Origin of the sequence: Acinetobacter sp. YH12045, from assembly GCF_013419925.1 — a bacterium.
In the GTDB taxonomy this organism is placed as follows: Bacteria; Pseudomonadota; Gammaproteobacteria; order Pseudomonadales; family Moraxellaceae; genus Acinetobacter; species Acinetobacter amyesii.
Genome location: NZ_VOZE01000024.1, coordinates 1 through 11,395 on the forward strand (window position 1 = coordinate 1; position 11,395 = coordinate 11,395).

General features: G+C 40.7%; 7 protein-coding genes and 1 pseudogene. 4 read left to right on the top strand and 4 right to left on the bottom strand.

Annotated elements, in window-relative coordinates; translation table 11 throughout:
* Window positions 1-297 precede the first annotated feature (297 nt).
* The gene (locus tag FTU02_RS15820) at window positions 298-1,392 is read right to left on the bottom strand and encodes a sigma-54-dependent Fis family transcriptional regulator (protein WP_078194038.1); all 1,095 of its coding nucleotides are present in this window, start codon (window positions 1,390-1,392) and stop codon (window positions 298-300) included.
* 230 nt (window positions 1,393-1,622) lie between these two features.
* Between FTU02_RS15820 and FTU02_RS15825 the strand changes: the two genes are divergently transcribed.
* Window positions 1,623-1,838 carry a molybdopterin-binding protein gene (locus FTU02_RS15825; protein WP_067765474.1) on the top strand — a complete coding sequence of 72 codons (216 nt, stop codon included), beginning with the start codon at window positions 1,623-1,625 and terminating at the stop codon, window positions 1,836-1,838.
* 45 nt (window positions 1,839-1,883) lie between these two features.
* Complete coding sequence (locus FTU02_RS15830; protein ID WP_078194037.1) at window positions 1,884-2,708, top strand: ABC transporter ATP-binding protein; 825 nt, start codon at window positions 1,884-1,886, stop codon at window positions 2,706-2,708.
* Window positions 2,709-2,873: 165 nt separating this feature from the next.
* On the opposite strand, the gene FTU02_RS15835 is transcribed toward FTU02_RS15830, so the two are convergent.
* The 3 genes from FTU02_RS15835 to FTU02_RS15845 form a co-directional block, all read right to left on the bottom strand.
* Window positions 2,874-4,238: an LLM class flavin-dependent oxidoreductase gene (locus FTU02_RS15835; RefSeq protein WP_180157957.1), complete on the bottom strand. Its 1,365-nt coding sequence runs from the start codon at window positions 4,236-4,238 to the stop codon at window positions 2,874-2,876.
* A 253-nt stretch (window positions 4,239-4,491) separates the two neighbouring features.
* Complete coding sequence (locus FTU02_RS15840) at window positions 4,492-5,859, bottom strand: MATE family efflux transporter (RefSeq protein ID WP_180003516.1); 1,368 nt, start codon at window positions 5,857-5,859, stop codon at window positions 4,492-4,494.
* A gap of 148 nt (window positions 5,860-6,007) precedes the next feature.
* Complete coding sequence (locus tag FTU02_RS15845; RefSeq protein ID WP_180157959.1) at window positions 6,008-7,162, bottom strand: methionine aminotransferase; 1,155 nt, start codon at window positions 7,160-7,162, stop codon at window positions 6,008-6,010.
* 230 nt (window positions 7,163-7,392) lie between these two features.
* On the opposite strand from FTU02_RS15845, the gene FTU02_RS15850 reads away from it, so the two are divergent.
* Window positions 7,393-10,713, top strand: a complete 3,321-nt coding sequence (locus tag FTU02_RS15850) for a type VI secretion system Vgr family protein (protein WP_180157961.1) — start codon at window positions 7,393-7,395, stop codon at window positions 10,711-10,713.
* A pseudogene (locus tag FTU02_RS15855) lies at window positions 10,714-11,274 on the top strand (hypothetical protein); the annotation flags it as partial.
* Window positions 11,275-11,395 lie beyond the last annotated feature (121 nt).

Below are 11,395 nucleotides of genomic sequence, written 5' to 3' on the forward strand. Positions count from 1 at the left end.
TGTGTTTCAGAAAGCTTCTTTGAATCGATATATTTCATCCGCAGATTATGCATGAATATTTAAAATTCTTCGGTACAAATAATCAGCAAGAGACTGTTCGTTTTTTGATTTATGAAAGAGGCTTAATCTAGACAAAATGGAAAAATAAATAAAAACCTCGGGATATACCGAGGTTTTTTATTACTGATTTTTTATACTTAAAATAATGCAATGAATAAAGAATAATGTAGATGAATATTTATGTATCAGTTTTTGGGATTATTATTTTAATGTGGAGTAAATAAAAATATGACTTATTTATAATAAGCCATATTTAATTAGGCGAGTGCGAATCACGTTCCTTGTCACTCCAAGCAAACGAGCCGTATGCACTTGATTGTATTGACAGTGCTGATACGCACTTCGGATAAATTTTTCTTCAATCAGCTCATTAATATTGTCATGCTTAAGTTGATTTGCGGCTTGAAAAATTTGTAAAAAGGTCTGCTCAAGTAACTGTCCAGCATCTTGAATATCTTTGATGTTGGCTACAGCAGAGGTGGCATTTTGTAAGTTAAAAGGTTCTGCACGCGAAAACGACGATGCACTTTGAATACTCGAAAAACTAATATCTTCTGGTTCAATCACACCTTTTTCACTGACTAAAATCGCATGTTGAATGGTATTTTCTAATTCGCGAATATTTCCCGGCCAGCTATGTAAATGGAGTTTCTTGAGCGCCAATGGGCTGAGGCGTAATGGTGTGTCATGTGGGTTGGTTTGATAGACCTGAATGAAGTGTTTAACCAAAGGCAAAATGTCACCACGACGCTCTGAGAGACGTGGAATGCGTAGCAACGCCACATGTAAGCGGTAGAATAAATCTTCCCTGAAACGCCCGTCCTGTACGGCATGCTCCAAATCGACATTGGTTGCGGCAATGATCCGAACATTAATCGGGATGGATTTGAGGGAGCCGACTCGAACGATCTCTCTTTCTTGTAAAACACGGAGTAATTTGACTTGCATTGGTAAGGACAGATCACCAATTTCATCTAAAAATAAGGTGCCATTATGGGCTGCTTCAAACCAACCGACACGGCTATTAATTGCCCCTGTAAAGGCTCCTTTTTCATGTCCAAATAATTCGCTTTCGACTAATGATTCGGTAAAGGCACCACAGTTCACTGCGATAAATGGACCTTTGGCACGATGGCTTAATTGGTGGATTTGGCGTGCAACCAATTCTTTACCTGTGCCTGTATCACCAATGATGAGTGCATTGGCCTCACTTGGTGCAATTTGTTCAATTCGAGACAACAACGCTTGCGATAACGGATCTGCAAAGACCGTTGCTGTTGCCCGTTTATGTTTCAGTGCAGAGGGCACTGCAGGGTGGGTCAAAATAGACATATCGTTTCTTATAGTTGTTGAAAATGCAGATCATGATGAAAGATTTAAAAATAAAAGATAAATAATAATTCGATATTTAAATATCAGTTTCACCGATAAATTCATGCGTGGATTATTTATCTGATTTTAAGATAAATAAAATCGGGATAACTAAAGGATAAATCAAGATATAGCAAGTGATTGAACTGTTTTATAGTAAAGCTCTCTAAATAACAAAAGGCATAATTAAAATGGCGATTACTTCAGTAAATGTGCGAAACCAATTCAAAGGCGTGATTAATGAAATCGTAGAGGGTCCTGTGGTTTCAGAAATTGATGTGGAAACCAAAGCAGGCTTTTTTACGTCCGTGATCACGACACGTTCGGTGAAGGATTTAGACTTAAAAGTAGGTTCAGAGGTGGTGGTGTTAATTAAATCGACGGAAGTGTCACTGGCTAAACTCTAAGGTTTAGTCCAGCAAAGTTTGTCAGCACAAATAGAGAATAATGATATGAGCGTAGAACAAGCTGGTTCGGTTTCTATTCAGCAGCTAACGAAACATTATCCCACACAAAAGCAAGAAGACTTAACCGTCCTTAAGGACATTAACCTGAATATTCAGCCGGGTGAGTTCATTAGTATTGTGGGAAGTAGTGGCTGCGGAAAATCCACATTATTACGGTTGTTGGTTGGTCTAGAGCGTCAGTTTCAGGGCCAGATTTTGGTTGATGGTCAGCCTATACAGGGCACGAGTTTGGAACGTGGTATCGTGTTTCAAGATCATCGCCTGTTTCCATGGTTGACGGTACGGGAAAATGTACGGATTGCATTGCATAAAAGCCAGTTTAGCCGTGCAGAAGAAGATGTATTGATTGATGAACATTTAGAGTTGGTCAAATTAACCCAATTTAAAGATGCTTATCCTTCGCAGTTGTCTGGTGGGATGAATCAACGTGTGGCGATTGCCCGTAGTTTGGTGAATCGACCACAGATTTTACTGCTCGATGAACCCTTTGGCGCACTCGATGCATTGACGCGGCAAAATTTACAGGATGAATTACAGCGAATATGGCAAAGTGAAAAAATCACCATGATCATTGTCACCCATGATGTCGAAGAGGCTGTCTTTTTGGGTGATCGGGTGGTGGTCATGCAGCCACATCCGGGACGAATTAAACGTATTGTAGATATTCATTTAGCCCATCCGCGTAAACGCGAAGATGTCCGTCTGACCAATATTAAAAATGACATTTTGACTGACTTTAGTGATCCAGTAAAAGATCAGTTGCTTGAACCTTTATCTCACCGATTTGCCGATTATAAATTTGCATGGTAAGTCTGAATTGACCATCACCTAGACAATGTAAAAGCCCTGAATTCAGGGCTTTTTTTAGGCTTATCAAATATAGGTCAGTATGATCATCGCTTAAGTTGGATTAATACCAGTCCATAAAAATGCCCCAGTTGGGGCATTTGTTTTTCAGTTTTATTAAACGTTGGTTTATGAGGCTTGGGAGGTATGTCTTTTTTCTAAAACATATTGGTTTTCAGGTCGTTTTAAACCTAAGTTTTCTCGTAAGGTCTTGCCTTCATAAGCCGTTCGGAATAGACCGCGACGTTGCAGTTCAGGAACGATGAGATCGACAAAGTCATTTAACCCCGCAGGTGTTGTTGGCGGTAGGACATTAAAACCATCGGCAGCGTCATTCTCAAACCATTCTTGCAGTTGATCTACGACTTGTTCAGGCGTGCCAATCAAGGTCCAATGTCCACGGGCTGAAGCGATATATTGATAGAGCTGACGAATACTAAAATTGTGCTTACGGGCAATATCAATCATCATTTGCTGACGACTGGAGAAATTAATGTCTGCATCTTCTATTTTCGGGAAAGGGGCATCTAGATCAAATTTGGCCAGATTAATGCCACCTGCCAAAGCAGACAATAAACTTAAACCCACTTCTGGGTGAATTAAACTATTTAAAAAGTCATATTTTTCTTGGGCTTCTTGCTCTGTCTTGGCAACAAAAATCGAAACCCCCGGCATAATTTTGAGATCATCTGCATGGCGGCCATATTTCACTAAGCGGTTTTTTACATCACGATAAAAGGCTTGCGCATCTGCTAAGTTCTGCTGTGCTGTAAAAATCACTTCGGCATATTTACCGGCTAGTTCACGACCATCTTCAGATTGCCCAGCTTGAACAATCACCGGATAGCCTTGCGGTGGGCGAGAGACGTTGAGAGCACCCAGTACTTGATAATATTGACCTTGATGATTGGGCTGATGTTGTTTGCGAGCATCAAAAAATTGCCCAGTTTCTTTGTTGTAATGGAATGTATCATCCTCCCATGAGTCCCAAAGTTTTTGAGTCACCTCAATAAATTCATTGGCACGTTCGTAACGTTCTTTGGGTTCAGGGTGCTGCTGAATGTTAAAGTTTTTTGCGGCATCGGCAGAAGCTGTCGTTACCACATTCCATGCAGCACGACCTTTAGAAATATGATCTAAAGAAGCAAATTTACGCGCCAAAATATAAGGGTCTTCATAAGTCGTAGATGCTGTGGCAATAAAGCCAATATTTTGCGTCACAGCAGACAAGGCTGCAAACAATGTGACGGGTTCAAAGCCGACGCCTTTATCGCCTAAACCTTTTTCACCTTCGACAGCAGAACTCCAACGGACAGACAGACCATCGGCAAGAAAGTAGGCATCGAATAGACCACGTTCTGCGGTTTTTGCCAGTTCAATTGCATAATCAATATTGAGATGATCTTGTGGGCGAGATTCTGGGTGGCGCCAACCCGCGACATGCTGTGAGGTGGTTGGAATAAAAGCCCCAAGCTTTATTTGACGTTTAGACATAAAAAATTTCTCATCCCAATTATTCTTAAAAGATAAAAGGGATAAGAACAAAATCTATGCCAAACCGTAATTGTTTGAAAATATGCAATTTTTAATTTTAATTGGTTCTAGGTGTAGATAAATCAACAGGATATAAAACCAAATGTTGAAAAATAAACAGCAGTTTAACGGCAAACTTTATGCATGGACCAGTACAAGATTTTCCATATGTAAACTTAAAGCGTGTATTGGCATTGAACGCTATTAGCAAACTTTATAGCAATACTTTGATGGCTTTTCGTCTCCATACCAGTTGGTAATACAGCCCTTGTAAAATACATAAGCTGACAAAAGCCAAAGCATAGGCATACCAAATGCCTTTTAAGCCCCACCATTCACTAAATAGGTAGGCACACGGCACTTCAATGCAAATAATCGCCATAATATTAATAATCATCGGCACGGTCACCGTTCCGCTAGCCCGCATAATGGAAGCAAAAATCGCACTGGCACCAAAAAATAAAATCGACCAAAGCACAATGAACAGCAATTCTTGACCGAGAACCACAACTTCAGGATCTGTAATAAATAGCGCCATTAAATATTTAGAGAACAAATAGCCCAATGCCACCAAAATGCCAGTAATAATGAAATTCATCCCGATGGCCGTACGTTTCACGCGATTAATTAATTCAGAATGACCTGAACCAATGGCTTGTGCTGCAAAAATGGAAGCCGCAATCGCGATGGACAAGGCTGGGAATTGGATATAGTTCAAAACCTGATTGACCGCGCCATATGCAGCAGTAGCATCAGCACCGTGGCGGTTAACTAAACCGACAATCACGAGACCGGCCACAGAGGTCGTGACCATCTGAATACCTGTAGGAATGCCTAGTTTTAAGATAATTTTGCTGAGATCATGTTGATGGCGAATATGACGAATCAACTCGAAGTCGAGTTTGAGCGGATGATCTTTCTTTTTTAAGTAGAAATATAAAAATACCAAGGCAATTAAAAAGCCGATATGACTGGCAATGGCAGGGGCAATAATACCTAAACTTGGAAATCCAAATTTTCCTGCAATCAGCACGGGTGTAATGATCAGCCCTGAACCAATGGTCATACCCGATGCAATCAGCGGTGTTGTACTGTCACCGACCCCACGCAAAATCGAGGTATAAATAATATAAATAAAGAGCAGTGGGCTACCGGCAAGCATCCATTGCACATAAGGCAAAGATAAATGCATCACGTCTGGGGCTGTGCCTAAGGCCAATAAAATGGGCTTGGCAAATATCACCCCTAAAAAGGCAATAATGCTACCACCAATCAAGGTCATAAAAAGGGTGGAACCCACCACGGTACGAACTTTTTCAAGGTTTTGTGCGCCCCAAGCTTGACCTACCAACACGGTTGCGCCTGCCGAGAGTCCAATCACAAAAGCCATTAAACAGAACAAGATCGGGAAAAATACCGCAACCGCTGCAATGGCATGCACCCCAAGCATCTGACCGACAAAAACGGTGTTAATGGTCCCAGATAAATTCTGCAAAATATTGGTGGCGATCAAAGGCACCAGAAAAACTAAAAACGTTTTCCATAAATTTTGCTGAGTAACGAGGGACTGTTGTTTTGACATGCTCAGGTCCTAGACGCGGCTTTTTATGATTTTAAGTTACTGATAACACTATCATGTTGGCATTCAAAAAAGCCTTAGTTTTTGAGTAACCAAGGCTTCATTATTTCTACATGTCTGTTTTAAAAAAAACGTTTGGGCAGATACGGCTTTAAACCGCGGAGAGAATCTCTGCAGCTCGATCTAAGGTGGCATCTTGTTTGGCAAAACAGAAACGTAATAATCGTAAATTTTCCGGCGGTTTTTGATAGAATACCGAGACAGGAATCGCCACGATTTTATGTTGCTCTGCCAACAACTGACACATCTCCACATCGCTTAAATCTGGGCGTATGGCACTGTAATCAAGGTTTTGGAAATAGGTACCTGCCGATGGAATCAACTCAAATCTAGAGTGGCTTAAGCCGGCATTGAAACGGTCACGCTTGGCTTGGTAAAAATCGGCCAATTCAGCAATGTGCTCAGGATGTTCTGCCATAAAGTTAGCCAATGCCATTTGTACGGGCGTAACACCGCAGAAATTTGCAAATTGATAGATTTGGCGAAACACTTGCATCAAGGCTGGCGCTGCAATGCAATAACCGGTTTTCCAACCTGTGACGTGAAAGGTTTTACCAAATGAGCCCACGACAAAACTGCGTTCACGCAGCTCAGGAAATGACAAAGCAGATAGATGCTGACGACCATCAAAAATTAAATGCTCATAAACCTCATCCGACAGCACAATAATATTTTTATCTCGAATCAGTTCGATCAAGTTGAGCCAGTCCTCACGATCCCAAATAGCACCTGTTGGATTGTGCGGTGTATTGACAATAATCATCCGGGTTTTATCGTTAATCGCAGCGGCAACACGATTCCAATCCACAGTAAAATGGGGCGTCTCTAAGGCAATGTGAATGGGATGAGCCCCAACCAATTTTACACTGGGCGCATAACTGTCATAGCTCGGGTCGAAAATAATCACTTCGTCACCCGCATGAACCACAGCTTGAATGGCACTAAAAATACCAATGGTTGCACCCGGGGTAATGGTCACTTCGGTGTGAGGGTCAATATTTAATTGGTCTCGATGGGCAAACAGTTGGACCAATTGCTCACGTAAATGCATCAGTCCATCGCCGGGTGCATATTGGTTAAAACCCTGTTGCGTCGCATCACTTAGCGCATTTAACAGTGCTGGAGGTGCAGGAAAATCAGGAAAACCTTGAGATAAGTTCAGTGCATTTAGACGCTGCGCCATTGCACTCATAACGCTAAAAATAGTCACACCTTGGGCAGGCAGTTTGGATTCAATTGTGATCATGGAGCTTAAAATTTTTTATAGATTGCATTTTGAGTGTAGCAGCATCTCAGCGGCTGCGAAAAGTTAGCTCAGCAAAAATGATCCAGTATTGATGTTCCTATTCACTTGAATCCTAAAGTGATGTGAAAGCCAAAAAGAAGAATTCAACAAATTATTTGCAAAATAGGGTAGACGAAAAAATAAACATTTCCTAAAATGCCGTCATTAAAAAAATTAAATACATAATAACAATGCTTAAAAATATTCACGCCATGGTGGAAAACTTTGGCTTTAGCGTACAGAAACGTGCGCTACACATTCATTTCTCAAATGAACCATTAAACACCGAAGTTTTTATTCAACGGATTGAAGGTCAACACCGTATCAATCAAGGCTTTCGTGCGGAAATTATTTGTCTCTCGACCAATGCTCATTTGGCTTTAAAGCAGTTTATAGGCGGCCGAGTGGCTGTCGATCAAGTGACAGATTTGGGACAACTCAGTCGCCTGACTGGTGTGATTACAGGTGCAAGCCAAGGTCAAAGTGATGGTGCATTGACCGTTTATAAGCTGGTGATTGAGGATGCCACAGCACTCTGGCATAAGCGTCGTAATAGCCGTGTCTTTATGAACAAATCGGTACGGGAGATGACCGAGATTATTTTTAGTGAATGGCAGAAAAAAAGTGCGCTGTTTGCTGCTAGTTTAAGCTTGAACTTAGAGGGGTTGGCACGTACTTATGATGTGCGTCCATTTACTATGCAAGCCAATGAGAGTGACTACGAATTTCTGACTCGACTGTGGCGTAGTGAAGGGATCAATTGGTTAATTGATGAAGCGGAGTTATTTGTCGCATTTTCGGCTGCACCGATGCAAGCACAGCGGCTGCGTTTAATTGATACGAATCAGGCTTATAGTGCTTTAGAGAGGAAAAAAATTCGCTTTCATCGGAGTCATGCCACGGAACGTTTGGACACGATTACCAGTTTTGTGGCAGAACGCTTTTTACAATCGACCACGATTCAAACGCAGCGTTGGCAAGCTCAACATTTGGCACAAGACCAAAGTAATCCGCTCTTAAGCGCCCATGCACAGAGTGAGCAACAGCACAATGAAACCTTAAGTTTAGAGCAGGCGTGGACCGTAAGTTCGGCTTGGACAACTGACCTTAAAGGTGCAGATCAGGCGACCACTTCAAATACACAGCAATTGGATCAGTTGAATCGGCAACTCAATCAATATCAGGAATTACAAGCCAAATATTTTACCGCCAGCAGTAGCGTAAGGGATGCGCAAGTTGGGTATTGGTTTGAATTAGAAAATCATCCTGAAATCGATCAACATCAAACGACAGATCGTGAATTTCTCATATTGGGCAAAGTATTTTATAACCAGAACAATTTACCCAAAGATATTTTGGTTCAATTAGAAAAGTTACTTGCGGCGAGCCGTTGGCTATCTTTAGGGGATGAACGGCAGGCCAATGACCTATATGTGGTCCGTCGGCAAATTTCTGTGGTGCCTGAATATGATCCTTTATTACACCGGCCACCTGCGTTTCCACAGCGGGCTAAAGTGGTCGGTCCAGAAGGTGAAAGTATTTATGTCGATGCTTGGGGGCGTATCAAAGTTCGGTTTACGTTCACCCGCAGCGATGACCACAGTCATGATGGTGGAGCAGGGAGTAATAATAATGACAGTGACTCGGCTTGGGTCGATGTACTGACTCCATGGGCGGGTGAAGGTTATGGGGCACGTTTCCATCCTCGTATTGGTGAGATCGTGGTCATCGACTTTTTTGAGGGTGATGTGGATCGTCCCTTTGTAGTAGGACGAATACATGAGGCTGAGCGATCTCAGACCATGTTTGACCTCAAAGGTCAGCTTCCTGAAACCAAAAAACTCAGTGGTATCCGCTCACAAGAAGTTGCGGGAGCAGGCTTTAACCAACTGCGCTTTGATGACACGACGGGGCAGATCAGTACCCAATTACAAAGTAGTCATGCAGCGACACAGCTGAATTTAGGTAATCTCAGCCATCCTAAAGAACAAGACAGTAGCCATGGCCGTGGTGAGGGTTTTGAGCTGCGAACGGATGCTTGGGGAGCAATGCGTGCAGGTAAAGGTTTACTCATTAGTACCTATGCGCAGGATAAAGCCGTTGCCGATCATCTTGCTGCTGCTGAAGCTCAGTCTCTTTTAAATCAAGGGCATCAGAGCATGAATATGCTGAGCGGCGTAGCCGTAAAGCAGCAGACCGATGCATTAAATGTGATTAATCGTTTGCCGAAGTTAATAAACTCTTTAGAAATCAAAAGTACTGCCGAAGCTGTTAAAGCGACTTTAAATTTGTTCAAGGAGGAGCTAAGTCGAGACCCATTGGCAGCGTTAAAAAACTGCAAAAGTTTTGTCAAAGAAATGGGCTCAATCGCACATGATGTCAAAAGTACAGTAAAAGAATTTAAAGCATTCTTTAATGATGCCGAAGATGCCTTTGATAACTTAAAGTCTGTCATAGATCATATTGAAGAAAATGGTAAAGATGTGATTCAGGGGAGAGTCGCAAGTCTGAAAAGCAACCTAAAAGAGGATCCATTAAAAGCATTAAAAGATGTGGGTAAATTGATCGAAGACATCAAATTTAACCCTGATGATTTATTGAATAATGGTGGTTTTGGTTTGCCACCAGCGATGACACCCATAAAAGCATTAGAAAAAGTACAAGGCTTTATAGAAGGCTATGCGCAAGGTTTAGAAAAATCCAATACAGCGGCAAAACAAGAACAAGGCAAATTATTCCGCCAAGCGTTGATGTTGCTTGCATCACCTAATGGTATTGCACTCACTACACCGGAAGATATTGTTTTACAAGCCTCACAGGATATTGCAGAAAGTGCACAAGGTTCGATTAATTTCAGTGCTCAAAAAAATATTGTGCATCATGCGCAAGATAAAATCAGTTTGTTTGCGGCTCAAAAGGGCCTGAGTGCGTATGCCGCAAAAGGGAAAGTTGAATTACAAGCCCAAGATGATGCTATTGAAGCAATTGCACGAAAGGTGATTAAGCTCATTTCAACGGAAGATAAAATTGAAATTACCAGTCCTAAAGAAATTGTGCTGACTGCAGGGGGCTCGCAACTGAAAATTAATGGCAGTGGAATATTTACAACAACAGGCGGCAAGTTTGAGAGTAAGGCCGGGCAGCATAGTTTTGTGGGAGGCGGAACTGCAATAACACCTAAAGTAAGTTTGCCAAAGCTAGAAGCAATTTATAGTAATCAGGTTGATTACACTTGGAATGAAAATTCCACAATAGAAAAAGAAATTATTATTTTAAATGAAAAGCAGAATGTCTTATTAAAAGCTAAAAAAGATTTATTAGATAATGAAAATAAAATAAGTTCTTTACGATTTTATACACCAAAAGCGGATGATTTTATTGCGTTAGGTTTCGATTCTTCATATGTTTCGCTGAAACAAAAACGATTAGATGGTGATAATAAAGATGAATTATTAGAAGAGGCTTTACTTGAGTTTGATGATAATAATGTATATACAAGTGAGGATTTTTAAATGGCTGAATTAAATACAATAATAGCAAAATTCTTTGATAGTTCTGGAAAGTATGTAATTAATTTAAATGTAAAATCTAAATACCTAGGATCATCGAAAGAAAATTTAAAAAAAACAGATGTTAATGGTCTTTTTATATTTCAAGCATCGCCGGATAGAATGATAGAGATATTGGCAAAACCTCCTAATCAGAAGGATTACACATCATTTAAATTAATTAATTCTTCAATAAGCTCATCAGAAAAGAATCCTATTATAATTAACTTACCTAAAACAATTGAAGAATATCAAAGAACAAGCAATGTAAGTCCTAGTAAAGGAATAGTTAGTACATTATTTAAAGTATTGGATAGTAATGGGAAAGCAATGGTTAATTTCCCCATTCAGTCAAGACCAAAAGGTAAGGGGAGTTCCCCAGATAAATACACCAATGACCAAGGTATTGTTGAGGTATTATCATCACCAAATAGAGATATTGAAGTTTTAGTACTTACTTCTAATGATCAATTTGAGCTTAAGTTTTCTGGAAATTCGGGGGCTGGAAAAGAACAACCTATATTAAGCCTCTTTCATAAATCAAAAAACGAACAGTCTCTTGCTGATTATTTGTACCGAAGAATTTTAAATATTCATGCATAATCTGCGGATGAAATATATCGATTCAAAGAAGCTTTCTGAAACA

What these genes read in the sequence shown, in the direction of transcription:
- FTU02_RS15835 (WP_180157957.1), bottom strand. Translation starts at nt 4,238, where the DNA reads ATGTCTAAACGTCAAATAAAGCTTGGGGCTTTTATTCCAACCACCTCA.
- FTU02_RS15830 (WP_078194037.1), top strand. Translation starts at nt 1,884, where the DNA reads ATGAGCGTAGAACAAGCTGGTTCGGTTTCTATTCAGCAGCTAACGAAA.
- FTU02_RS15825 (WP_067765474.1), top strand. Translation starts at nt 1,623, where the DNA reads ATGGCGATTACTTCAGTAAATGTGCGAAACCAATTCAAAGGCGTGATT.
- FTU02_RS15820 (WP_078194038.1), bottom strand. Translation starts at nt 1,392, where the DNA reads ATGTCTATTTTGACCCACCCTGCAGTGCCCTCTGCACTGAAACATAAA.
- FTU02_RS15845 (WP_180157959.1), bottom strand. Translation starts at nt 7,162, where the DNA reads ATGATCACAATTGAATCCAAACTGCCTGCCCAAGGTGTGACTATTTTT.
- FTU02_RS15840 (WP_180003516.1), bottom strand. Translation starts at nt 5,859, where the DNA reads ATGTCAAAACAACAGTCCCTCGTTACTCAGCAAAATTTATGGAAAACG.
- FTU02_RS15850 (WP_180157961.1), top strand. Translation starts at nt 7,393, where the DNA reads ATGCTTAAAAATATTCACGCCATGGTGGAAAACTTTGGCTTTAGCGTA.